Here is a 25,427-nt window from a genome sequence, read left to right as displayed (position 1 = left end):
GCCTCAAGGCCGCGCGCTGTAGAGCGTGTGATGCGTGAGGATGAACAGCGTGCGCCCGTCCTCTCCACCGAACAGCAGTTGCAGCGGCCGGTCGGGCACGTCGATCCACCCTGCCTCCTGCCCATCCGCGCCATAGACGAACACCTGTCCGTTCGCGACATAGACGCGGCCGTCCGGTCCCTTGGCGACGCTCTCGCCGCCGCGCGGCGCGAAGGGGCGGAGGTCGGTCAGGGCGCCGCCGGGGCCGAGCAGCGCGCTATAGGTGCGATCCTCCGACCCATTGGCGACATAGACCCGCTCGCCCACCGTGCCGGTGACGAAGCCATAGGTGTCGAGCGTGTCGGAGAAGCGCCAGCCGATATGATTGGCCGGCCCCTGCTGCCACACGCGGAAGGCCGGGAGCGCCACGCTGCCGTCGGCCGAGACATAATGGTTGGACTTGGGGGCCGCCGCGTCACGCGCGAACATCTCGGCCAGCGTGGTGAAATGGTCGGTGGCGGGATCATATTGATCGCGGAACTCACCATTGTTCCAGAAGCTGCCCGGCAACGCCAGCATCGCGCCGGCGCGGTCGGTGCCGGCGGTCGGCGCGATGATGCGCACGTCCTGCGGATGCGCAGGGTCTAGGCTGTAGACGGTCGCCGCCGGACCGGCCGAGGACAGGACCATCAGCTTGCCCGACCGGTCCGCGACCAGGTTGACCGGATCGAGCGGCGCGTCGGCGACGATCGACAGGCCCGTGGCCGCGGTCCAGCCATGGATGCGCTGGAAGTAGCGATCGACGAAGTAGAGCTGGCCCTTGCCGTCGACCGCGCCGCCACCGAGCGAGTAAAAGCCATCGGCCAGCTTCGTGACCGGTGCCAGCGTCGCGCCAGGCGGGGGCAGGGGGGCGTCGGTCACGTCGAGCACCGCGAATTCGCGCTCGCGCACCGCCGCGCCGCGCGTCACGTCGATGATCGCATTGGCATAGGGATATTTGCTCGCGCGCAGATAGGTGCCGCAGCCATTGGCGTCACAGGTCGCGAAACCGCTTTCGCCGTTCACATGCACGTTGCGGAATCGGAGGTCGTTCGACCCGTAGAGAGCCACCGCGCTGGGGGCGGGCTGGATCGAACGGGTGACCCGGTAGCCATGGTAATTGGCGAACAATATGTCCTGCGAGTTGCGCACCTCCAGCGACACGGCGTCGCGGCTCTCACCCGCCTCCTCCTCGGTCTGGGGGGCCAGGAAGCGCCAGTGGCGGACCCGGTCGAGCACGATCTCGGCGCGGCGGTGATGCTCGGCCGACATCTGGTAGACATGGCCCGGCGTGTCGGTATCGGACACGTAGAGACCGGCCGAGGCGAAGGTGTTGGGCGTCCACAGCCCGTTGAACGTGCCGCCGCCGCCATCCGTCACCCACAGGCTGGCGAACTGCCCGTCCCAGCGCTTGGTCGGATCGGCATCGCCGCTATGGTCGGCATTATAGGGATCGGTGCGCCTGCCATCGGCGAGGAACGTGCCATGGCCGCCCTGGAACTTGACGTCGTCGACCAGCGACGCCGCGCCCGCGCGCCAGAGCAGCGCGGTGGCGCGCGGGTTGCGCCCGCCGCTATCCAGGCCGAGGCCGGATACGATCGCATCGCCGCCGCGCGCGCTTTCGATCAAACCACGCGGACTGCCGATGCCGCGGAACGCCGGGCTGTCCTCCGCCAGCACGATCTGGGTCAGGCTGGGGTGGAGGCCGATCAGCACGCTGTCGCGCCGCAGCTTCAGCGTATCGGTGACGCGGTAGAAGCCGGCGGGGAAATAGAGCACCCGGTGCGTGTCGATCGCGCGTTGCAGCGCGGCGGTGTCGTCGGTCGCGTTGTCGCCGCGCACGCCCAGGTCCCGGACATTGGTCCAGCTCGCCACGGCCGGCATCGCGCGGATCGCACTGGCGCGCTGTCCGGGTAGCCGCGCGACCGGAGCGGCGTCCATCCGCGTTTCGGACCGGCCCATCGTGCCGAGGCCGGGCAACGTCAGGCCATAGGTGAATGCCCGCACCTGATAGCGCGTGCCCGATCCGGGCACCGTCTTGCCGCTGTCGCGGAAGCGGGCGAAGACCGGCGTGTTGCTGGCCACCGCATTCTCGAACCCGACCTGCGTATAGGCATTGCCCTCGTTGCTGATGACGACACCGGCCTGCGAGACATTCTCGAACCGGACGTCCGATCCCCACAGCCAGTCGCCATAGCCGCGATCGATCTCCACACCGATCGGCACGTTGCGGAACACGGTGTTGACCAGCGTCAGCCCCGCCTCATGCTCGCGGATCGCGGCGTCGCGCTGGCCGTCGAAGCTGGAGTCGAGCAGCGTGTACGGCCAGGCGGGCGATGGCTTTTCGGTCAGGATGCCATAGCGTCCGCCATGGAAGCGCAGGTCCATGCCCAGATTGCCGACCTGGTAGATGCCGGCGAGAGCGCCGCCCAGGTGGAAATCGATATGGCTGAGATAGGCGTGCTGCGCCGCGTGGAAGCGCACGGCGGTCGCCGCCGGATTGCCGTCGCCGATGCGGAAATCGACATTGCTCATCGCGGAATAGAAGGTGCCGGAATTGGCATCGGCGATGCCCGGATCGAACGGCACGCTGGTCGGCGGCGGCACGGGCACGGGCGGCGCGGCGGGTTCGCCGGGCGCGGCGCGGCGGTTGCCGGTGAAGAAGATCATGCTGCCGACCCCGCGCTGGAACCCCGGCGTGTTGGGGGCGAGCACGAAGACCGGCCGCGTCCGTCCGACGCCGAACAGCCGCACCCCCGGCCATATGTAGAGCGTCCGCGACAGGCGATAGTGACCGCTCGGCAGGAAGACGAGGCCGCCGCCGCCCTTCGCCGCGACCGAGTCGATCGCCTGCTGGATGGCGGCGGTCGCATCGGCGACGCCATCCTTCGGAGCCGTCACGGTCACGGCGCGCGGGTCGGCGGGGGCGGTGAGATAGGCGGAGGTGCCGCCACCCCGCGCCGGGGCGGCGTGCGCGGTGGGCAGCCATGCGGCCGGGGTCAGGGTGGTGCCGGCGAGCAGCAGGGCCGCCGCCCGGCCGGTCAGGCGGGTCATGGCTGGTCGGATGGTCATCGCGCTCTCTCCGTCAGGGGCTGTGCTGCGCGTCATATGCGCGCCGGGGCCAATCGCCTGCCCAGGGTGTTGAACCCCGTCGATAGGGTCGGGTCGCCGACCCGACGACTGCGACAAAGGTCGTAATGGTCAAGTCCGCATCGGCCCGTCATCGGTCGGCGATGCGGCCTTGCGGGCCGTGAAGGGATGAAGGACGCGCGATGATGCCAGGCGAGACACCAGCGAGCCAGCCCTGCGCCATCGTGGTCATGGGCGTCAGCGGCAGCGGCAAGTCGACGCTGTCGGCCCGGCTCGGCGAACGGCTCGGCTGCCCGGTGCTGGAAGGCGATTCCTATCATTCGGCCGAGAACGTCGCGAAGATGCAGGCCGGCCACGCACTGACCGACGCGGATCGCTGGCCATGGCTCGACCGGCTGGGGGCCGCCATCGGGGACGCGGCCCGCACCGGCGGCGTCGCGGTCGCCGCCTGTTCGGCGCTGAAGCGCGTCTATCGCGAACGGCTGGAGACGGCGGCGGGGATGCCGCTCCATTTCGTGCTGCTCGACACTGGCGCGGCGGAGATCGAACGACGGATGGAAAGCCGGGCGGGCCATTACATGCCGTCCAGCCTGCTTGCCAGCCAGATCGCGACCCTGGAACGGCCGGGCCCCGACGAGCGCGCGATCACGCTCGATGCATCCCGCGCGCCGGACGATCTCAGCGTCGCGGTGCTCGACTGGGTGGAGGGCGTCTCCGCCTGACCGGAAACGGCGCATCACGGCATCAGCCGCTTGCGCCCTTGCGACAGATGCCAGCGCATCGCCAGCGCCGCGCCGTCCGCATCCTGCGCGCGGATCGCGTCGACGATCGCGTCATGCTCCTCCATCATCGCGCCGATCACCTCCGGCGCCCGTGCGCGCGAGATTTCGACGCCGGCGCGCAGGATGCGCATCACCGCGTCCTGCAAATGGTCGAAGACGGGCACGAAGGCGGCATTGGCGGTCGCCTCGAAGATCGTGCGGTGCAGCAGCCAGTCTTCGTCATGCGCGGGGGCGTTGGACAGCAACGCGGTGCGTAGGGCCGCCAGCGCCGCCTCGATCGCGTCCATCTGCTCGGGCGAACGACGCTGCGCCGCCAGCCGCGCCGCCTCCGCCTCCAGCACGAAGCGCACTTCATAGGTGCCGAGCGTCGCCGCCAGCGCATCCATCGGCATATGGCTGCCGAGCCGAGCGGAGGGGCGGCGCTTCACATAGGAACCGGCGCCGCGCCGCGCCTCGGTGATCCCGTCCGACGCCAGCCGCGCCAGCGCCTCGCGGACGATGGTGCGTGACATGCCGAACGTTTCGGCCAGCCGGCTTTCGGAGGGCAGGCGATCGCCGATCGCCAGATCCTCCTCGGTGATGATGCGGACGATCGCCGTATAGGCCCGGTCCGCCAGTCGCCCCTCACTCACCCGCGCCCCCTGTCCGAAATCGGGTCGTTCAAACGACATAGCTGAGCGCCACGACCAGCACGAGCCCGACGACGGAGATGGTCGTCTCCAGCAGCGACCAGGTGCGGAACGTGTCCGCCGTACTGGTGCCGACATAACTTTTGACCAGCCAGAAGCCGGGGTCGTTGACATGGCTGAAGAAGACCGAGCCTGCGCCGATCGCCAGCACGACCAGCTCCGGCGAGACGCCCGAACTGGCCACCACGCCCGGCATCACGCCGACCGCGGTGATCGTCGCCACCGTCGCCGACCCGGCCGCCAGACGGATGCCGACCGCGACCAACCAGCCGAGCAGCAAGGGCGAGATGGCATACATCAACACGACGCGGGCCAGCAGGTCGGACAGGCCGGCGCTGACCAGGACCTGCTTCAACGCGCCGCCCGCGCCGATCGCCAGCAGGATCGCGCCCGCCGCGCCCATCGTCTCCTGCCACACCGCGTCCTGGATCGCCGCCTCGCGCAGCCGCCGCCCGAACAGCAGGGGCAAGGCGAGGAGGTTGGTGACGAGCAGCGCCACGACGGGGTTGCTCGCCGCGACCAGCGCCGTGCTGCCCGACAGGCCGGGGAGCAATTGGCCCAGCTCGCCGGTTGCGATCAGCAGCACCGGCAACAGCACGATCAGCAGCGACAGCGGCAAGGCGGGGGTGGCGATCGCCAATTGATGATCGCCGAGGACTGGCGGGGCGAGGCGGACGCCGCGCGTCGTCACCTTGGCCAGCAGCGGCCCGGCGAGGATCGCGGTCGGGATTGCGATGACGATGCCATAGAGCATGGTGCGGCCGAGATTGGCGCCCAGCGCCTCGACCGCCAGCAGCGGCCCCGGATGCGGCGGCACCAGCGCGTGGACGACGCCGAGGCCGGCCAGCGCCGGCATGATCAGGCGCAGGCGCGCGGAGTCGCGATCGGCATCGTCCGGCCCCGCCATCGCCTCCGCGGCCGCGACCACGATCGGCAGCAGCAGGACGAGGCCCGTCTCGAAGAACAGCGGCAGGCCGACGACGATGGCGATGCCGAGCGTCGCCCAGGGCGCGGCGCGCACGCCGGTCAGCCCCAGCGCCGCACGGGCCAGCGCGGCGGCGGCGCCCGAGAGGTGCAGCATCGCCCCCAGCGACAGGCCGAGCGCCACGACCAGGCCGGTGCCGCCGATGATGTCGCCGACGCCCTTCTGCACCGCCTTGGCGATGTCGGGCAGCGGCAGGCCAGCGAGCAGGCCGACGGTGAACGCACCGCAGAGCAGGCCGATAAAGGGATGGAGGCGACCGCGCACGATCATCAGCACCGCCAGCAGGATGCCCGCCAGCGCCGCGCCGATCAGTCGGACGTCGCCGCCGGTCAACGCGCCGCTCACGCCCGCGTCTCCGCCGCTGCCATCTGTCCGGTCCGTGCTGGCCGCATCGCATCCTCCCTCGCTTTACGGGCGGCGCATTCGCCTGTCCCGGTGACTAGCTGTAGGACAGGTTTTTACGGGTCGGCAAGAAAAAAGCCTTGATTGCAAGGGGTGACGGGGATCATACAGGAAATCTGTCCAACCGGATTGCGACCAGCACCGGTGGGATCATGATATTTCGACCGGCCCGTCAGGTGGCCGGCGAACCCCGGCGGCCCGGCCGCCAGAGGAGGATGACGATGGAAGCGACCGTCCACACCAGCCGCCAGCCCGACGCGATCGAGTCGCCGCTGGCGCAGCTGACCCCCACCCAGATGAAGGTCATGCGCGGTGTCCATTCGGGCCTGCTCAACAAGCAGATCGCCTTCGACCTCGGCATCGCCGAGGCGACGGTGAAGGCGCACATGACTGCGCTGATGCGCAAGCTCAACGTCCGCAACCGGACCCAGGTCGCCATCGCCGCGCAGGCGCTCAGCCTCTGACCCGAAAACGGCGCGCTGAAGCGCGCCGTTCCGACCATGGTGACGGAGACGGCCCCGAACCTGTCCGAGGCCGTCCTTTTCCGGTCAGAGCTTGAAGCCGACGCTCACGCGGAAGCTGCGGCCCAAGAAAGCGTCATAATAGCGATTGGCGCTGACCAAGAAGGGTAAAGGCACCTTCTTGTCGAGCACGTTGTTGACGATCAACCGGATGTTGAATCGATCGCTCAGATCGTAGCCGGCTGACGTGTTGAACATCCAATAGGCGCCGATGCGCGGATACTCGTAATTGCTGTCCGGTACGTTGACGTTGATGCGGGTCGGGCCATTATAGATGGACTGCCACATCAGGTTGAAGCCACCATTGTCGTAATTGACGTTCGCGGTGAAATTATCCTTCGGCTCCTGCGTCGTGCCCACCTTGTATTGGATGTCGCCGCTGCCGACCCGGTAGTAATGCTCGATCGTGTGCAGGTAATTGACGCCGACCGACAAGGTGCCGGCCGACTCGCTCGCCCCCAGCCGCGTGAAGGGAAGGATGTAGGCGAAGCTGCCCTGAATGCCTCGGAAGCGCTCGATACCGATATTGTAGTATCCGGTGGTGAACGATGCCACCTGGCCAGCGGCGTTGCGGGCGAAGCTGCCGCAGAACGGGGTGTTCGGATAATCAGCGGAGTCGTAGCAGGCGTTCATCACATCGACCAGCCCGAGCGAGGCGACTTCGTTCTTCACATCGATATGGACATAGTCGCCGGACAGGCGCACGCCGGGGATGAACTTCGGCTCCAAGACGCCGCCCGCCGTCCAGCTATTGCCGATCTCGTTCTGCAGGTTGGGATTGCCACCCGAACGTCCGGCAGCCGTGTAGTCGACCACGTTGGATGTGAAGTTGGCGGGCAATCCGGCGGCCGCGCAGTTGGCGGCGCGCTTGCTCGGGTTCGGTCCGCCCGTGATATACCGGCTATCGCATGGATCGTTGGCGGCCGAGAAGACCTGCCCGATCGGTGCGAACAATTCGGTGATGGCGGGGGCGCGCAGCGATCGCGTATAGTTGCCGCGCAGGGTCAGGCCCTTGAACGGCGCATATTTGCCGCCGCCGGTATAGGCCCAGAAGCCCCCGGTCATGCTGTTCCTGACATACCGGGCCGCGCCTTGGAGTTCCAGGCTGTGGATCAGCGGGACGTGCATGTCGCCCGACACCAGCGGCACGTTCAGTTCGGTGAAGAACTCGTTGGTGTGATAGGAACCGGCGACCGGGTCGATCGGGATGCTGTTACCATATTGCGTCCGCGTTCCGTCGCCATTGGGCTCGCCATAGTAGAACAGGCCCGGATCGAATTTCGTCGATTCGTTGCGATGCTCGAAACCGAGGACGAACTTGACGAAGCCGGCCGGCAGCTTGATCAGATCGCCTTTGACGTCGGCGATCAGGTCGGCCTGGACATTCTGTTGCTTCGGCGTCGCGACCGCGGTGACGTAATTCATCGCCGCCTGGCTGGCCTGGTTGACGCCGAAGATGTTAAGCGGCGCGCAGGTAGCGCTGATCGTCGGGATCGTGGCGTCGGTATAGCCGGGGGCGCAGGCGATGTTGCCGCTGGCGTCGCGCACGGCATTGATGGCGTTGAAGAAGTTCTTCGTCACCAGTTCACGCGCGGTGGTCTTGGTGTTCGAGCGGCCGTAATTGCCCTTGATCTCCCAGGTCAGCAACCGGTCGCCGAGATGGATATCGCCGTCCAACCCGCCGACGATGCGATAAAGGTCGGTCGCGGAACGGAAGCGCCCGGTCGCCAGGTCCGTATTGGCACGAGTCAGGTAGAAGGTGTCGGTGGGCTGGCCGTTGGCGGCGAGGCTGCTGACGATCGTCGCCCGGTCGGCCGCGCTGAGAAAGGGATTGTCGGTGCTGAGCACCAGATTGCCGTTGTTGCTGCCGGCGCCGCCAAACAGCGCGGTGTTGTAATAGGGCTGATCGCGCAGGTTGGTCGCGACGCTTCGTCCGTACCAGGCCTCACCCGAGAAGCGCAGGCTATTGCTGAAATCATAATGGAACAGCGCCGTTCCCGAGAAGCGGCTGCTGTCGACCAGAAAGTTCCCGAAGTCGCGGATGCGGAAGCCGTCACCGCCCGCCTGGATCAGGCTCTGTCCGGTGATTTCGCCATTGTTGAAGGGCGTCAGCAACCCGTTCGCCCCGAAAAAGAGTGCGCGACCTTTCGCATCGGTGATCGCGGAGGACGGCCGGCCGGACAGGATCGGTATCCCGTCATCCACCATCGGCATGCCGGTGTTGGTGAACACGGCGTAACGCTGACCACCGTAGTAGAGTTGCTGCTGGAACGGCTTGCCAGGCTGCGCACGCGTGAAGAACGGCGCATCGCCGCTTTGATAGAAGATTTCGGACGTCGGGATGCCGTTCTGCTTGTCATATTGCAGGCTGAGCGTGATGTTGCCCCGCTCCTCGGCGAAGTTCTGGCCGACCAGGCCCGACACATTATAGGTCCCGCCGCGGCCGCGCTCGGAGATACCGGACTGCCCAGCGAAGGACAGGCCCTGATAATTGCGCTTGAGGATGACGTTGACCGTGCCCGCGATCGCATCCGAGCCATAGATCGGGGCGCCGCCGACGGACACGGTCTCGACGCGCTCGACCAAGTTGACTGGAAGCGTCGAGAAATCGACCGGACTTCCCGCGACCGGACCGAATAGCGAGGAACTGGCGCTCGATACGAAGCGGTTGCCGTTGACCAGGGTCAGCGTCCGCTGTGCACCGAGATTATACATGTTGACGAAGGTCTGGCCCGCACTGCCGAAGCCCTGGCCGCCAACCGGGCTGTTGCCGGGCACGCTGAAGACCGGCAGTTCGAGGAGCGCCATGCCCAGATTGGTATAGCCGCGCTTTGCGATCGTCTCCGCGGTGATCGCCTGGGTCGGCTGCGCAGCGATCGGCGACTGCGCAATGCGCGAGGCGGTCACGACGATCTCGTCACTGGCGGGCGGTGTCGAACTCGCCTGTGCATCAGCCGGCTGATCGACGGTCGGTGCAGCGGTGGCATCCTGCGCCAGAACGGGCGTAGCGATGGCGACGCTGGTTGCAAGCGCGGCGGCGCCGAGAAGGTAGCGAGATCGCATCATGGGTCCCCTTTTTGTTATGGCGGGGATGGTATCGTCGTCGGACGGTCACATTCAACTCGGATAATGATTCATGTAAATTAGATTGATCAATAGTGGCACCGCCGCAACAGCGGCGGACCTTCCGTTCCGGATGCAATCGCTGAGCTACGACTTTGGTCGCGCATGAACGCCTCCATCTCGGTGGTTAGGTAGAAACCATAAGATGTTGGGAGACGGGTGATGAAGGCGATGTGGCTGCTCGGTTCGGCGATGGTGCTGGCGACGTCGCCGGCTCTTGCCGCCTCCACCTCCGTCTATACCACGGCCCCGGCCGAGCCGCGCGCGGTCACCGTACGCGGCGTCGGCGACGGCAAGGCGGACGACAGCGCAGCGATCCAGCAGGCGATCGACGCGGCCGCCGTGGGAGGGAAGGGCGGCATCGTCTTCCTGCCCTCCGGCCGCTACCGGATCAGCCGCACCATCTTCATCCGCACAGCGGTGCGCGTGTTCGGGGTCGGCAAGACCCGGCCCGAGATCATCCTGGCCGACAACAGCCAGGGCTTCGGCTCCGGCGTGGCGGCGATGCTGAGCTTCACCGGCGAGGACCAGTATCGCAGCGGCAAGCCCGCCGTGCCGCCGCCGACCAGCGTGCCGTTCGATCCCACCGTCTTCGACGCCACGTCCAGCACCTTCTATTCGGCGCTCGCCAATGTCGATTTCCGCATCGGCGAGGGAAATGCCGGCGCGGTCGCGGTTCGCTTCCGCGTCGCGCAGCATGGCTATATCCGCCATGCCGACTTCCATGTCGGATCGGGGCTGGCCGGCGTCTATCAGGCCGGCAACGAGTTCGAGGACCTGCGCTTCTACGGTGGCCGCTACGGCATCATGACCGAGAAGACCTCGCCCGCCTGGCAGTTCACGCTGATCGACAGCGAGTTCCAGGGCCAGCGCGACGCCGCGATCCGCGAGCATGAGGTCGACCTGACCCTGGTCAATGTCGCGATCCGCGACACGCCGGTCGGGATCGAGATCGATCGCGGCTATTCGGACTCGCTCTGGGGCAAGGACGTGCGGTTCGAGAATGTCTCCAAGGCGGGTGTCGTCGTCTCGGAGGAGAAGAGCGCCTTCACGCAAATCGGTTTCGACAATGCGATCGCGGTCAACATGCCGGTCTTCGCGCGCTTCCGCGACAGCGGTCGGACGGTGGCGGGGCAGGGGCCGCGCTACCGCGTCAGCGACTTCTCCTATGGACTGAAGCTGCCCGGCCTCGGCACGATCGGGGAATTCGCGACCGATGTGACGATGGCGCCGGTCGCGCGCCTGCCGGCGCGGCCGACGCCCGCGATCCGCGCGCTGCCGCCGGTGTCGCAATGGGCCAATGCGCATGACCTCGGCGTGAAGGGCGACGACGCGACCGACGACACCGCCGCTTTGCAACGGGCGATCGACACGCACCGGGTCGTCTATCTGCCGATCGGCCGCTACCGCGTCACCGACACGCTGCGGCTGCGGCCGGACAGCGTGCTGATCGCGCTCCACCCCAGCCTGACGCATCTCTACCTGCCCGACGAGACGCCCGCCTATAGCGGCGTCGGCGGTCCCAAGGCGCTGCTGCAAAGCGCCAAGGGCGGCAACGCCATCGTCCATGGCCTGGGCCTGTGGACCGGCGGCGTGAACCCGCGCGCGACTGCACTGCTGTGGAAGGCGGGCGAGGCGTCGATGGTCAACGACGTGAAGATCCAGGGCGGCGGCGGCACCGTGCTGACCAAGGGCAGCCCGATCGGCTTCGGCGATCCGCGCGCGCGCTTCGACGGGCAGCATCCCAGCATCTGGGTGACGGACGGCGGCGGCGGCACCTTCGCCGCGCTCTGGTCGCCCAACACGCTGGCCTCCGCCGGCTTCTACGTGTCGGACACCAAGACGCCCGGCCATGTCTATGAATTGTCGGCCGAGCATCATTACCGGGCGGAGATCGTGCTCGACCATGTCGAAAATTGGGAATTCCTGGCCCCGCAGACCGAGCAGGAGGTCCGCGACGGCGTCAATGCCGTCTCGACCGAGATGCGCAATTCGCGCAACATCCTGTTCGCCAACTATCATGGCTATCGCGTTACCCGCACGATCAAGCCGATGGACGCGGCGGTGAAGCTCTACAACTCGGGCGATATCCGTTTCCGCAACGTGCATGTGAACGCGGAGAGCGGCTTCGCCAGCTGCGACACCAAGGGCTGCGGCACGTTCACCCGCGCCAGCAAGTTCCCGTTCGAGAATGCGATCAAGGACATGACGCGCCAGCAGGAGGTGCGCGAGCGCGAGTTCGCGAAGCTCGATGTGCCGGCCGCACCCGCGACCGCCGCCACCGCATCGGCGGTGCCGGTGACGGCGGGGGTGACGAAGCTGGCGGACGGCTTCTACTCGATCGCGGGCGGCGCGACCGATGCCCGGGGCAAGCTCTATTTCATCGACCGCGAGTTCCAGCGCATCCACGGCTGGTCGAAGGCGGAGGGGCTGTCGATCGTCGCCGATGCGCCGCTCGATGCGGTCAATCTGGCGGTCGACCGCTCGGGCCGGCTGATGGTCCAGTCGTCCGCCGGGCGCGACGGCAGCGTCTACAGCATCGATCCCAAGGCTCCCGACGACGTTCGCCCGATCGCGCCGACCCCGAGCGTGGCGCGGCGGAACGCACGCACGCTGATGCCGGTCAATGTCTGGGCCAATGGCGAATTCGCCGATCGCATCGATCCCAAGACCTATGAATTCCCGCCCATCTCCGATTTCTTCACCCGCAAGATGGGGGAGGCGCGGCCGCAGGATTATGTCTCGCCGGACGGATCGCTGGTGCTGCCCGCGTTCCGCGTGTGGAACCAGGGGCCGGACGATCATCGCGGCTGGCGCTGGTCGGACACGCTCGACAGCTATGGCCTGGTCGGGCCGGGCGCGGACGGCCGGGTGGTGCTGACCAACGGGTCGGAGAACTTGACCTATAGCGGTGTGGTCGGACCGCAGGGGACGCTGACCGACCTGAAGGTCGTGGCGGATCGCGGCGGCGAGAGCGTGGCGCGGGACGAGGCCGGCAATCTCTATGTCGCGAACGGCCAGGTGTTCGTCTATGCTCCCGATGGTACGCTCACCCGGCGGATCGACGTGCCCGAGCGGCCGCTGCAACTGGTGATCGGCGGAGAGGATCGGCGGACCTTGTTCATTCTCAGTCACCACGCGCTCTATTCGGTCGGTCTGTGAGCGCAGCCATCATCGATCGCCGCCGCCTGCTGGCCGGCGGACTGGCGCTGGCCGGCACGGCCGGTCGGGTCGGCGCGGCGGCGGAGCCCGTCGCCACGCTTCACCGCCTGTCGCCCAAGCTCGACCGGATGATCGCGCCGGACGCGCGCATCGAGGTGATCGCGCGCGACATCCGCTGGGCGGAGGGACCGCTCTGGGTGCCGGGCGGCGATTACCTGTTGTTCAGCGATCCGCCCGCCAATCTGGTACGGCGCTGGGACCGAAAGACGGGACGCGTCGCGCCCTTCCTCTCACCCTCGGGGGCGGGCGACACCGATCCGAAACTGGTGCGCGAGCCGGGGGCAAACGGCTTGGCGCTCGACCATCAGGGCCGGCTGCTGATCGCCAATAGCGGTGGCCGGTCGATCGACCGGCTGGACCTGAAGACCCAGCGGCGCGAGACCCTGATCGACCGGTATCAGGGCAAGCGGTTCAACAGCCCCAACGACCTGCATGTCGCGAAGGACGGCGCGATCTATTTCACCGATCCGCCCTATGGACTGGCGGATGCCGACCATTCGCCCCTGCGGGAGACGGCGGTGAACGGCGTCTATCGTCGGTCGCCGGACGGGACGATCGAACTGATCGACGGCACGCTGACCCGGCCCAACGGCATCGCCCTCTCACCGGACGAACGTCGGCTCTATGTCTCCGTGTCGGACGACACCGCGCCACGGATCATGCGCTATGATCTCGACGCCGGCGGTCGTCCCGGCGAGGGGCAGGTCTGGCTGGATGCGAAGCCGATGCAGACGGGCGGCGCGCCCGGCCTGCCCGATGGCATGAAGGTCGCGCGCGACGGCACGCTGGTCTGCTCGGTGCCGGGCGGCATGATGCTGCTGACGCCCAAGGCCGAGCCGCTCGGCCTGATCGCGACCGGCGCGCCGATCGCCAATGCCGCCTTTGGCGAAAGCGGGCGGGCGCTGTTCCTGACCGCCAACGACCGCGTGCTGCGCGTGCCGCTCCGGGCGGGGTGGCAGGGATAGTCCCTATCCGATCTCCCCGATGGGGAGGGACGATCCACCTATTTCGCCGCGGACGGCCATTTCGTGCCGAGCAGCACCAGCCGGTCGCCGGTGATGCCGAACCAGTGCGGCACGCCGGCCGGCACCAGGATCACGTCGCCCGGCGCCAGTCGCCGCGTCGTGCCGCCGACGATCCGGTCGCCCTCGGTCAGGTCGGGCTTGACCACGCGGGACACGTCCAGCGTACCGCCGGAGATCAGCGTGCCGGCTCCCGAAAGGACGATCGCATATTCGGCCTGATCGGGATGGACGGCCGGCTTGCCCGGCTTCTTCCAGATCTCGATCGCCGCCGAGCGATCACCGTCGCGGACCAGCGGCTGCCAGGCGAAACCCTGACCGGGCTTCATCGCCTTGTCCATCGCCTGCACCTGCGCCTTCACCTCGGCGCTGGTGGCGAAGCCGGTCGGGTCGGCGGCCTGCGCCGCCGCCGGGGCGGCGAGCAGCAGCGGGAGCAGCAACAGCCTCATGCCCGGCCGTCCAGCCGGATCGTGCGACCCTCGCGCGCGGAACGATAGATCGCCTCGACGATCCGCATGTCGCGCAGGCCCTCCTCGCCCGAGACGATCGGTTCCCGCCCGGAGCGGATGCATTGCACCAGATGGTCGAGCTGCCCCGCGAACTGCGTCTTCGCGGGGCCGGGGGGCGGGGTGATCTCGCGTTCGCGGCCGTCCTTGCCGGTCCACATATGGTTGCCGTCATAGCGGGTGGCGGGCTCCAGCTCGATCCGGCCGGTATCGCCCATCAGCAGAATGTGGTTCTGGTTGGCGCTATACATCGACTGGCAGCCGGCGATCGCGCCCGACGGGAATTCCAGCGTCCATTCGATCATGTCCTCCACCTCGGTGAAGCGGGGATCGCGGCGATCGGTGGACTCGCGCGCGGTGACGGCGATCGGCTCCTCGCCGGTCATGTAGCGCGCCGCCTGGAGGCTGTAGACGCCCATGTCCATCAGCGAACCGCCGCCCGCCAGCGCCCGTTTCAACCGCCACGCCTCGGGCGAGCGCTGGACGAAGCCGTGCTCGGTGCGGACATAGCGGATCTTGCCCGCCGCACCCGTTTTGGCCAACCGCATCGCCTCCAGGTTGAACGGCTCGAAATGGCAGCGATAGCCGATCATCAGCTTGCGATTGGCCTGTTTGCACGCGGCGATCATCGCCTCGCATTCGGCGACGGAGATCGCCATCGGCTTCTCGCACATCACATGCTTGCCGGCCTTCGCCGCGCGGATCGTATATTCCGCGTGCATCGAATTGGGCAGGCAGACATAGACGATGTCCACGTCCGGATTGTTGCGGATGCTGTCGAACGTTTCATAGGAATAGATGGAGCGCGCCGGCAGTTTATGCTCCGCCGCGACCCGTTGCGCCTTGGCCGGATCGCCGCTGACCACGGCGGCCAGGCGGCTATGCGCGCAATTGGCGAATTGCGGGATGATGACGTTCAGGCCGTAGGTGCCCAGGCCGACAATGGCATAGCCGAGCGGCCGGTCACCGCGCCCGGCCGCCCAGCCGGTCGAGGTCAGTGACAGCGCGGCGGCGGACAGGATCAGGTCGCGGCGGGCGATTTCCATGGGGCATAGTCTCCGTTCGGTCGAAGAATGGTCGCCAAAAACAACCGCTTCAAGCGAGCATTTCGGACTGCAATCCTTTGTTTGGTCGTAGACGCGCAGCGGGATCAGGCAGCGGCGGCGGCGCGGGGCATTCCATAGAGATAGCCCTGACCCAGCCGGCACCCCAGCGCGCGCAGGGCCACCGCCTGCGCCTCGGTCTCGACCCCCTCCGCCACCACCGCCTTGCCCAGGTCGTCGCCCAGGCTGACAATCGCATGGATTATCGCGGCAGCGCCCTGATCGTCCTCCACGACGCCGGCGGTAAAGGATCGGTCGATCTTGATCGTGTCGATCGGCAGGCGACGCAGATGGATCAGCGAGGCGAAGCCGGTGCCGAAATCGTCGAGCGCCAGCTTGATGCCGGCCGCGCTCAGCTCGTGCAGCGTCTGGACCACCGCCTCCGCGCCGCGATCCAGCATCACGCTCTCGGTCACCTCGACGCAGAGTAGGCCCGGTGCCACGCCATGATGCGCCAGTCGGTCGAGCACCCGCCGCGCCGCGCCGGGTTCGGCGAGTTGCAGCGAGGTGAAGTTGACGCCCAGCCGGCCGATGCTGCCATTCGCATCGCGCAGATGCGCCAGCGCGCTTTCCAGCACCCAGGCCTGAATGCGCGGTGCGACCGTGCTGTTGGTCAGGACCGTTTCGAACTGGCTCGGCGCCATCAGGCCATAGATCGGATGCTGCCAGCGCAGCAGCGCTTCATGGCCCTCGACCCGGCGGGAGGCGAGGTCGACGATCGGTTGCAGGAACAGGCGGAACTCGCCGTTCTGCAACGCCGCTTCGGCATCGTTCGCCAGCGCCGCCTGGGCGCGACGGTCGACGCGCAGCAGCGGATGGTAGGATTGATGCCGGCCGCGCCCCAGGCGCTTGGCCTTGTACAGCGCAAGATCGGCATTCTGGTAGAGCAGGTCGGGCGTGTCCGCATCCTCCGGGAAGCGCGCCGAGCCGATGCTGAGCGAGATGACGCCGCGTTCCTCGGCGAAGTGCCAGGTGCCGCCCTGCACCTGGTCGAGGGCGGGACCGGTCATCATGTCGTCCCGCAGCAGCAGTGCGAACTCGTCGCCGCCGATCCGTGCCGCAAAGCCGCCCTGCTCCTCCGCCACATCGGCCAGCATCCGGCCGACCTGGCGCAGCAATGCGTCGCCGCCGGCATGGCCCAGCCGGTCGTTGACCTGCTTCAGATAATCCATATCCACCAGATACAGGGTGAAGCCATGGCTGCTGGCGATCAGGCGGGTGACATCGTGCTGGAACCGCTGGCGATTGCCCAGCCCGGTCAGGAAGTCGGTCTGCGCCGACAGACGGATGGCCCGCGCCTCCGCCCGCTCGACATCGCGGGCGGTGCGCGCCTGATCGCGTTCGTGGCGCAACCGCTCGAACCGGTCGGCAATGGCGAGCGACAGGACCAGCGCCTCGAAGGCGAAGGCGGAAAAGGTCGCCATGTCGATTGAATCGCTGCTCGGCACCAATCCCAGATTGCGGCCGAGCCGGGCGAGCAGCATCGCGATCACCGGTCCCCAGCCGAGCAGGTAGAAACGCGCCGCCCGGCTGCCCCGCCACACCGCGACCATGCCGGCCAGACCGACCCATAAGGTGGCGATCCCCGCCAGGACGTTCAGCGCCCGATCGCTCGGCACCGGCGGGACGGGGGCGCCGATCGAGGCGACCAGGCCCGCCACGATGCCGGCATATCCGAGCAGCCGCCCCCCGCGCGGCATCCAGGCGGGCAACCGCTCCTCATCGACCAGGGCGAAGAAGAAGCCGTTGCCGACCGCGATCAGCAGTCCGACCAGGACATAGTCGACCCGCACCGCCATCGGCCCGACCAGGCCGGGCGCCAGGAAGCCGGCGACGTTCGACCAGATCAGGCCATAGATCAGCGACAGGCTGGCCCAGAGCACGTACCAGCGACGATAGGTCCATTGCCGCTGCACCCGCTGCCGGACGGGGCCGATCACCAGATTATAGCAGAGCGCCGAGAGCACGGTGCCGGTGAACAGGCCCATGATCCATAGCCAGGGCGCGTCGGTGGAGCCCGGCCCGTCCGCCGGTTGCGCGTCGAGCCGGCGGATCAGCGAGAGATCATCGATCCCCGCAAAGCCGAGATACAGGCCGCGCACGGCCGTGCCGGGCTGGTTGATCGTGAAGAACAAGCGACCGCCCGGTGCCCAATGGCCGTCCAGCGCCTGATGATCCAGCACGGTCCGGCGCGATCCCTCGACCGTATCGACCAGAAGCGCGACCTTGCGGAAGCGGGTCTGGTCGAAGGCGACGCGCCAGCCGGGCTGGAGTCCCTGCAATCGGGTGGCGTCGAGACGCAGCCAGAGCCAACCTTGCGCGGCAGCGGTCGGCGCAGCTGTGCCGCAACGATAGGTCGCTCGGCGTACCGTCATGGGGGCGGCCGCATCGGCCAGGATCGTGCCGCACAGGCGGGTGCGAAGATCGATCGATTGTCCTTGCGCCGAGAGAGGCACGGCCGACAGCCAGAGCAGCACAAGCCAGCCGAGCTTCATCCCCAATCGCATCAGCGCCCTCGGACCGCCGGTGCCCCCGCCCAGCTTTTTCCTCAAACCACATGTATTATAGGGAGTTAGGTGAACAAGATAGTCAAAATGGTTCAATTGGACGCAAGGATGTTACCGGCTTCATTCCCGTTATGGGGCGGTGTCCCGGACCAAATGCGCACCGCCCTGCGCGTCGAGGTCCAGCATCTGCGGCTGCGTGGCGCTATAGGCCGACCAGGCGGGCAGGGCGGGGGTGGCAGGGTTTCCGGTGCGGACGAACTGGACTAGATAGGCGCTGGCGGTCCTGCCCGCCGCCCGGTCCGTCGCGCTGGTCGCCGCACCATATTTGATCGCGGCGGTATCGAAGAAGAAGGGGATGTCGGTGGCGTGCCCGGCGCCCTGCGTCTCCGGCGTGCGTACCGACGACGCGACATAGGAGAAGCGGTAATAATAGGTCGGCACGCCCCGCGCCGCCAGTTGCGCCGCCGTGCTGCGCGCGCCTGCGATCATATAGCCGTTCGGTCCGCCGATATCGGCACTGGTCGCGCCCAGCATGATGGGCACCTGCCGGAAGCGGCCGCTGGCATAGGCGGTGCTGGGAACGGTGGTGATCAGTCCGTCGACGATCGGACCGCTATAGGTGCGCGGCTGGCCCGGTGGCGGGGCCATGGCGGCCAGGTTGAGGCCATCGACCACCGCCTCCGCCGGCAGCGCGCGCAGCTTCGCCAGCGCCTGCGGGTCGTCGGCGGCGATCCCCTTGGCCGTGGCGAAGGCGACGCCGATCGCCTCGGCTTCCGCCAGGCTGGGGCCGGGGGTGGTGCCGGGGCCGCCCGACTGGATCACCGCCTTGTGGAACAGGGCCGCGCCCTTGGGCTCCCTCATCAGCAGTGGCGAGGTGAGCAAATTGTGGACCGACATGCCGCCCGCACTCTCGCCGATGATCGTCACATTGTCCGGATCGCCACCAAAAGCGGCGATGTTGCGCCGGACCCAGCGTAGCGCGGCGATCTGGTCGAGATAGCCGTAATTGCCCAGATAGGGGCCATCGGCCTTGGCGCGTGTCAGTGCTGGATGGGCAAAGGCGCCGAACCGGCCCAGGCGATAATTGAAGCTGACCACCATGATGCCCTGTCGGGCCAGGTCCGCCCCCAAATAGGTCGGCGGCGACGAGCCGCCATTGACGAAGCCGCCGCCATAGATCCAGACCATCACCGGCAGCTTGGCCTTCGCACCGGTCGGTTTCCAGACATTGGCGTAGAGGCAGTCCTCCGCCGGCGGCGTGCCGAGCGGCGCGGCGTCGCTGGGGAAGGGGAGCTGCATGCAGTCATGGCCGTAGCGGGTGGCGTCGCGCTCCCCCGACCAGGAGGCCGCCGGCTGTGGCGCACGCCAGCGCAGCGGCCCGACCGGCGGCGCGGCGAAGGGGATGCCCTTGAACGACACCACCCCGGCCGCGCTGCCGCCACGCAGCGTGCCGGTGTCGATGCGGACCTGGGGCGGCGTCGCCTCCTGCGCCAGGACGGGGATCGCGGTGGTCATGGCAAGCGCGGCCAGGGCAAAGGCGGTACGCATCGGAAATCCTCCCCGGAAAATATCTATTTACGTCATCCTATCCGACCTATTCCGGCGGGACCAGCGCCGGCGGGCGGAATAATGGTCGTAGAAGGCCGGGGACGACGCGTCGGGCCGGTCAGCGCGCGACCACCAGCTTCACCAGCGTGCCGGGTTTCAGCGGCTGCTCGGCCGACAGGCCGTTGAGCGTCAGGAAGCGCTCGCGCTTCAGCTGCGGGACCGCCATGCGCGCCGAAAGCGAAGTGACGCTGTCCCGCGGGCCGACCGTGACGACCCGGATCACCTGACGGTCGCTGTCCTTGCCATAGGGCAGGCCATCGAGCATCCGCAGGAAGCGCGTGTCCTGCGCGGGCGCGGTTTCCGGCTTTCCGGTCGCTGCGGCGAGTTGAGCCGCGCGGCGCACCCGATCCGCGCCATTGGGATGGGTCGAGGCCCAGGTCGGCACCGAGCGGCCGGCGGTCCCGGCGGCCTGCGCCGACAGGCCGGAGGACGCATCGAGCGCGCTCAATATGTCGGCGGCGGCATAGGGATCATAGCCGGCGGCGGTCATGTAGCGCACGCCCAGCGCATCTGCCTCATATTCCTGGTTGCGGCCGTAGCGCAGCGTATAGAGTTGCGCGCCGGTGCCGACGACGCGGCTGGCGATGTCGCTGCCCGTGGCGATCCCCGCGCCCGCCGCCAGCAAAGCGCCGATCGTCGAGCGGGTGTTGCGGCCGGCGGCATGACGCGCGGCGACATGCCCGACCTCATGCCCCAGCACCGAGGCCAGTTCCGCCTCCGAGTTCATCAGGCCGAGCAACTGCCGGGTGATGTAGATATAGCCGCCGGGAATGGCGAAGGCGTTCTCGATCGGTGAATCCAGCGTCGTCACCGTGAAATCGCGGCCGGCATTGGACAGGCCGGACTCGACGGCGACCCGCCGACCGACCCGCTCGACATAGGCGGCTTGCGGCCCGGTATAGGCGCCGCCGAATTCCTCGGTCAGCTGCGGATTGGCGGCGGCGCCCTGCTGGCGATCACCGGCGGAGATGGCGGTCGCGGTGCGGGCCCGGGGTTGCTGCGCCTCGACCGGCATCGCCAGCACCGCCGTCGTCGCCATCATGCCCATGATCCAGTATCGCATTCTCATCCCCCGTCTTGGTACCAAGGGAAAAAAGCGCCGATCCGGTCCCGGTTCCCCTGCCGCCCGGTTTCTAGGACCGGATCGGCACCGACGCCAGCCGGCCGATCCTTGCGGAACGCCGGCTGGCGCATTGGTCAGTAGCGGAAGGTGACGGTGCCCAGCACGGTGCGCGGCGCGCCGTAAAAGGCCTGGTCATAGGTCAGGCCGGTCAGGTACCGGCTGTTGGTGACGTTGCGCAGATTGGCGCTGACCGCGACCCGATCGGTCAGGCGATAGCTGGCGAGCAGGTCGAGCAGCGCATAGTCGCCCTGGGTGATGCGCGCGGCGACGCCGGTGGCGGTGGTCGCGTCATAATAGATGCGGCTCTGATATTGCAGCGCCGCGCCCAGCTTGATCCGGTCGAAGGCCGGCGGCGAGTAGCTGACGTTCAGCCGGCCGGTGTTGCGCGGCACGAAGGTGCGGACCGGCTGCCCGTCCTGCCCGTCGACGCGCATCAGCGTATAGCCGCCCGTCACCTGCAGGCCCGGCGCGAGCTGTCCGCCCAGGTCCAGCTCCACGCCCTGCGACTTGGCATCCTGCCCGGTGTAGAAGTTGCGACCGGCGGCGAAGCCGGCATAGGCGGCGGTGTTCTTCTGCTGTGTCTGGAACAGGGCCGCGCTGGCGTTCAGCCGGCCACCGAACCATGCGCCCTTGACGCCCGCCTCCAGATTGTCGCCCCGGATCGGCGACAACACCCGGTTCAGCCGGTCGACCTCGGTCTGCGGATTGAAGATGGTCGCATAGCTGGCATAGAGGCTGAGGCTCGACGTCACGTCCAGCGTCGCGCCGACAAAGGGCAGGAAGCGGGTGTTGTCGAAATTGACCGCCGTTCCATAGGACGTGCCCGCGCTGGTCGCATGGGTCAGGTTGCCGCCGATCATCAGCTTGAGCGGATCGGCGAGGCTCAGCCTCACCAGGCCATAGGCGGTCTCGCGACGGGTATGCCGGTCCAGGCTCAGGTCATAGGTGCTGGGGAAGTCGGGTCGGACGGCGCGCCCGGCGATCAGGTCGGGCAGGCTGACCGGCTGGTTGATCGCGCCATAGCTGGAATATTGGCGATAGTTCTGCGCGCTGCGATTAAGGCCGAGCATCACGTCATGCTGTCGTCCGAACAGCGTGACCGGGCCGGTGACATAGCCCTCCAGCGTCAGGTTCCGGGTCGGCGCGCGGAACGCCCCCGGATAATCGAGCAGCCCTTGCCCCGTGGTCCGGTCCGGATTGCCATAGACGTAGAAGAGTTGGTTGTCCTCGTCGGTCGCGCGGCGGATCGCGCTCAAGCGGGCGATCCAGCCGTTACCCAGCTTGTGCGTCAGGTCGCCGAAGATCTGGCGGTCGACGACGCCCCAGCTCGACCAGTCGGGCGCGGTGCTGTCCGACCGGCGATAGGCGATGCGGCTGCCGTCGCTGTAGAGCAGCGGCAAGGCACCCCAGAGCGCGCCCCGGCTCTTGTGATCCTGATGGCCGTAACCGGCGCTGATCACCGTGTCCGGACCCAGATCCGCCTCGACGATGCCATAGCCGGTCCAGCGGCGCAGATGGTTGCGCGCCAGATAGCTGTCGGCATCGGAATAGACGCCGACCGCGCGCGCCCGGATGCTACCGTTCTGGGTCAGCGGGACGCTGACGTCGCTTTCCAGCCGCAGCGCGTCATAGGAACCATATTGCGCGCTGGCCGAGGCTTGCAGATCGCGGGTCGGGCGCTTGCGGATGAAGTTGACCACCGCCGCCGGATTGCCGGTGGAGGACAAGAGCCCCGGCGCGCCGCGCAGCACCTCAATATGGTCGTAGATGGCGGTGTCGATCGAACCGGTCTGGATGCCAAAGGCGAAGGGCACGCCAATGCCGTCGATCTGGAAAGTCTGGATGTCGAAGCCCCGCGCCGAATAATAGACGCGGTCGGTATCGGAGAATTGCACGGTCACGCCCGGCACCGAGGCGAGCAGCGCATTGACGTCGTTGAGTTGGAAGTCCTGGATCTGCGCCCGCGTGACGACGCTGACCGATTGCGGCGTCTCGCGCAGGCTGAGCGGCAGACGTGTCGCGGTGGTCTGGCCGTCGATCGTATAGTCGTCGCTGCCCGCCGTCTGCGCGCCGGTGACGACGATCTCGTCATTGGCGGTGGCGGCCGTTCCACGTTGCGGCTCTTCCGCAGCCGAAGCGGTCATGGCGGCAGAGGCCAGCAGGCCGAGAACAAGGTTCATTATCAATAGCTCCCTTTGCAGGGATCGCTAGAGACATTAATAAGCTAATGCAACTGGTTATCGTTAGCGCACTTTGCCGCAAGGAAGGGCGACATTCTGGGATGCCGCCCCCTCGATCAGCCTTCGAAGCAGATCAGTCGAAGCCGAGCGCTTCGGCGACGACGCGATTGACGATGCGGCCGCCCTGGACATTCAGGCCTTCCTTCAGCGCCGGATCGGCATCGATCGCGGCCACGCCGCGGTCGGCCAGCGCCAGGCCATAGGGCAGAGTGGCGTTGTTCAGCGCATGGCTGGAGGTCAGCGGCACCGCGCCCGGCATGTTGGCGACGCAATAATGGATCACGCCGTCGATCTCATAGGTCGGGTCGGCATGGGTGGTGGCGTGCGACGTCTCGAAACAGCCGCCCTGGTCGATCGCCACGTCGACCAGCACGGCGCGCGGCTTCATCAGCTTCAGCATCGGGCGGGTCACCAGCTTGGGCGCGGACGCTCCGGGGATCAGCACCGCGCCGATCACCGCATCGGCCTCGCCGATCTCCTGCTCGATCGATTCCAGCGTCGAAACGCGGGTGCGCACACGGCCATGGAACAGCTCGTCCAGCTCGCGCAGGCGGGGGATCGAGCGGTCGATGATCGTCACTTCCGCGCCCAGGCCGACGGCCATGCGCGCGGCATGGGTGCCGACGACGCCGCCGCCCAGCACCACGATCCGCGCCGGCTGTACGCCGGGCACGCCGCCCAGCAGCACGCCGCGTCCACCATTATAGGCCTTGAGCGCCGCGCCCGCCGCCTCGATCGACAGGCGACCGGCCACTTCGCTCATCGGTGCCAGCAGCGGCAGGTGGCCGCGCGCATCGGTGACGGTCTCATAGGCGACGGCAGTCACCCCCGACGCCATCAGCCCCTTGGCCTGTTCGGGATCGGGCGCGAGGTGGAGATAGGTGAACAGGATCTGGTCGGGGCGCAGTTGGGTCCATTCACCCGGCTGCGGCTCCTTGACCTTCACCACCATGTCGGCCGTGGCGAACACCTCGGCCGCGGTATCGGCGATGCGCGCGCCGGCCGCGACATAGGCGGCATCGTCGGCGGCGATGCCCGCGCCCGCGCCGGTTTCCACCAGCACCTCATGGCCGTGCGCGACATATTCGCGCACCGCGCCGGGGGTCAGGCCGACACGATATTCGTGATTCTTGATTTCCTTCGGAACACCGACGCGCATGTCGCAACTCTCCATGGATGTTTGACGCACCATAGCGCAGCTGCCCGCGCCATTTCCCGGCGAACTTGTCCGCGAGCTTGCCGGTGGATGCTGGTTTCCACTATCATAGGCGGCGATGACGCTCGAATCCCAATCGCTGGATCAGGTCGACCGCAAGTTGCTGTCGCTGCTGATCGAGAATGGCCGTGCCACCTCCTTCGCGCTGGCCGAAGCGATCGGTCGGTCCGCGACCGCGATCGCGCGCCGTTTGCGGGTGCTGGAGGATCGAGGTGTGATCGCGGGCTATGCCGCCCAGCTCGATCATGCCGCTTTGGGCTATCCCACGATCGTCCACATCAAGATGACGCTGGAAAGCCAGCGCAAGGAAGTGCTGGAGGCCTTCGAGGCGGCGGTGAGCGCCAGCCCCTCGGTCGTGCGCTGCGATCTGATGAGCGGGATGGACGATTATCTGGTGACCGTGCGCACCCGCGACCTGTCGCATTTCGCCGAAGTGCATCGTGAGGAACTGTCGCACTTGCCCGGCGTGACTCGGATGGAGTCGGGCTTCGTGCTGCGCGAGGTGGTGAAGCCTCGGCTGCCCGGCGGGATGCTCGGATCGTGAACGCCCATCCCGCCGGGCTGCTCGTCACACCCGAGTATACCTGAAATACCAGACCTCATGCCCCTGCCGCCGCGCCTTGCGTTCGTAGCGGGTCTCCGGCCAGTCGTCGGGGCGGGTCAGGAAATCCTGCGGCGTCTGGGCCAGCCAGGTGAAGTCGTGGCGCTGGTTCATGACCATCATCGACCAGCGGCAATAGGTCGGGTCGTCCGTCCCCAGCCGGAACTCCGCGCCCGGCTTCAGCTTGGCGGCGATCAGGTCGAGCGGGCCGTGATTGACCATGCGCCGCTTGGCATGGCGCGCCTTGCGCCAGGGATCGGGGTGGAGGAGGTAGACGCGCTCCAGCGAAGCGTCGGGCAGCCGCTCGATCACCTCCAGCGCATCCCCCATGTGTAGCCGGACATTGTCGAGCGCGCCGTCGCGGATATGGTTGAGCGCGCCGACCACGCCGTTCAGGAACGGCTCGCAGCCGATAAAGCCGTGATCGGGACGCATGGTCGCCTGGCCGGCGAGATGCTCGCCGCCGCCGAAGCCGATCTCCAGTTCCAGCGGACGATCGTCGCCGAACAGCGTCCGGGCGTCGAGCGGGCCGTCATCGGCGATGGAAAGCCGGGGCAGCAGGTCCTCGACGAGCGCGGACTGGCCCTGGCGCAGCTTGTGGCCCTGTCGCCGGCCATAGAGGCGGCGGATGGTGGTGGGTTCGGTCATGGCGCGCGGCCTTAACGCCGG

The 25,427-nt window shown here is 67.6% G+C and carries 17 protein-coding genes; 5 read left to right on the top strand and 12 right to left on the bottom strand.

All coding sequences use genetic code 11. The features are described from left to right. Positions 1–3: 3 nt before the first annotated feature. Positions 4–3,090, bottom strand: coding sequence for a glycosyl hydrolase family 28-related protein (locus BRX43_RS05425; protein WP_241214789.1), 3,087 nt, complete (start codon positions 3,088–3,090; stop codon positions 4–6). A gap of 200 nt (positions 3,091–3,290) precedes the next feature. Here BRX43_RS05425 and BRX43_RS05420 point away from each other — a divergent pair, with 200 nt between their 5' ends. Continuing rightward, positions 3,291–3,830 carry a gluconokinase gene (locus BRX43_RS05420; RefSeq protein WP_241214788.1) on the top strand — a complete coding sequence of 180 codons (540 nt, stop codon included), beginning with the start codon at positions 3,291–3,293 and terminating at the stop codon, positions 3,828–3,830. A gap of 14 nt (positions 3,831–3,844) precedes the next feature. Here the strand turns inward: BRX43_RS05420 and BRX43_RS05415 are convergent, their stop codons facing one another. Beyond that, on the bottom strand, positions 3,845–4,522 hold the full coding sequence (locus BRX43_RS05415; protein ID WP_125993879.1) for an FCD domain-containing protein: 678 nt from the start codon (positions 4,520–4,522) through the stop codon (positions 3,845–3,847). Between the two features lie 28 nt (positions 4,523–4,550). Continuing rightward, entirely contained in the window at positions 4,551–5,897 is a 1,347-nt protein-coding gene (locus BRX43_RS05410) for a gluconate:H+ symporter (RefSeq protein WP_125993878.1), read from the bottom strand. 290 nt (positions 5,898–6,187) lie between these two features. On the opposite strand from BRX43_RS05410, the gene BRX43_RS05405 reads away from it, so the two are divergent. After that, a complete protein-coding gene (locus BRX43_RS05405) occupies positions 6,188–6,430 on the top strand; it encodes a LuxR C-terminal-related transcriptional regulator (protein ID WP_125993834.1) in 243 nt (80 codons plus the stop codon). A gap of 84 nt (positions 6,431–6,514) precedes the next feature. On the opposite strand, the gene BRX43_RS05400 is transcribed toward BRX43_RS05405, so the two are convergent. Then, a complete protein-coding gene (locus tag BRX43_RS05400; RefSeq protein WP_241214787.1) occupies positions 6,515–9,550 on the bottom strand; it encodes a TonB-dependent receptor in 3,036 nt (1,011 codons plus the stop codon). Positions 9,551–9,772: 222 nt separating this feature from the next. On the opposite strand from BRX43_RS05400, the gene BRX43_RS05395 reads away from it, so the two are divergent. Both BRX43_RS05395 and BRX43_RS05390 read left to right on the top strand, forming a co-directional pair. Then, positions 9,773–12,772 carry a glycosyl hydrolase family 28-related protein gene (locus BRX43_RS05395; protein WP_125993832.1) on the top strand — a complete coding sequence of 1,000 codons (3,000 nt, stop codon included), beginning with the start codon at positions 9,773–9,775 and terminating at the stop codon, positions 12,770–12,772. After that, entirely contained in the window at positions 12,769–13,797 is a 1,029-nt protein-coding gene (locus tag BRX43_RS05390; protein ID WP_241214786.1) for an SMP-30/gluconolactonase/LRE family protein, read from the top strand. The genes BRX43_RS05395 and BRX43_RS05390 overlap by 4 nt, the downstream gene beginning before the upstream one ends. 38 nt (positions 13,798–13,835) lie before the next feature. On the opposite strand, the gene BRX43_RS05385 is transcribed toward BRX43_RS05390, so the two are convergent. The 7 genes from BRX43_RS05385 to ald all read right to left on the bottom strand — a co-directional run bounded on the left by BRX43_RS05385 (position 13,836) and on the right by ald (position 24,100). After that, positions 13,836–14,303, bottom strand: coding sequence for a cupin domain-containing protein (locus BRX43_RS05385; protein ID WP_125993831.1), 468 nt, complete (start codon positions 14,301–14,303; stop codon positions 13,836–13,838). Next, positions 14,300–15,406 (bottom strand): Gfo/Idh/MocA family oxidoreductase, encoded by a 1,107-nt coding sequence (locus tag BRX43_RS05380; RefSeq protein WP_125993830.1) that lies wholly within the window; start codon positions 15,404–15,406, stop codon positions 14,300–14,302. The genes BRX43_RS05385 and BRX43_RS05380 overlap by 4 nt, the downstream gene beginning before the upstream one ends. 104 nt (positions 15,407–15,510) lie before the next feature. After that, entirely contained in the window at positions 15,511–17,958 is a 2,448-nt protein-coding gene (locus BRX43_RS05375; RefSeq protein WP_164523531.1) for an EAL domain-containing protein, read from the bottom strand. A gap of 141 nt (positions 17,959–18,099) precedes the next feature. Beyond that, entirely contained in the window at positions 18,100–19,518 is a 1,419-nt protein-coding gene (locus BRX43_RS05370) for a carboxylesterase family protein (RefSeq protein WP_125993828.1), read from the bottom strand. Positions 19,519–19,636: 118 nt separating this feature from the next. Beyond that, positions 19,637–20,641, bottom strand: a complete 1,005-nt coding sequence (locus BRX43_RS05365) for a M48 family metalloprotease (protein ID WP_125993827.1) — start codon at positions 20,639–20,641, stop codon at positions 19,637–19,639. 134 nt (positions 20,642–20,775) lie between these two features. Further along, the gene (locus BRX43_RS05360) at positions 20,776–22,881 is read right to left on the bottom strand and encodes a TonB-dependent siderophore receptor (protein WP_125993826.1); all 2,106 of its coding nucleotides are present in this window, start codon (positions 22,879–22,881) and stop codon (positions 20,776–20,778) included. A 133-nt stretch (positions 22,882–23,014) separates the two neighbouring features. Next, on the bottom strand, positions 23,015–24,100 hold the full coding sequence (gene ald, locus BRX43_RS05355; protein ID WP_125993825.1) for an alanine dehydrogenase: 1,086 nt from the start codon (positions 24,098–24,100) through the stop codon (positions 23,015–23,017). 115 nt (positions 24,101–24,215) lie between these two features. Between ald and BRX43_RS05350 the strand changes: the two genes are divergently transcribed. Further along, a complete protein-coding gene (locus tag BRX43_RS05350) occupies positions 24,216–24,701 on the top strand; it encodes an Lrp/AsnC family transcriptional regulator (RefSeq protein ID WP_125993824.1) in 486 nt (161 codons plus the stop codon). Between the two features lie 24 nt (positions 24,702–24,725). Here the strand turns inward: BRX43_RS05350 and trmB are convergent, their stop codons facing one another. Beyond that, on the bottom strand, positions 24,726–25,406 hold the full coding sequence (gene trmB, locus BRX43_RS05345) for a tRNA (guanosine(46)-N7)-methyltransferase TrmB (RefSeq protein ID WP_125993823.1): 681 nt from the start codon (positions 25,404–25,406) through the stop codon (positions 24,726–24,728). Positions 25,407–25,427 lie beyond the last annotated feature (21 nt).

Source organism: Sphingomonas sp. S-NIH.Pt15_0812, from assembly GCF_003951315.1.
Taxonomy (GTDB): Bacteria; Pseudomonadota; Alphaproteobacteria; order Sphingomonadales; family Sphingomonadaceae; genus Sphingomonas.
This window is presented reverse-complemented; position numbering and strand designations above follow the sequence as displayed.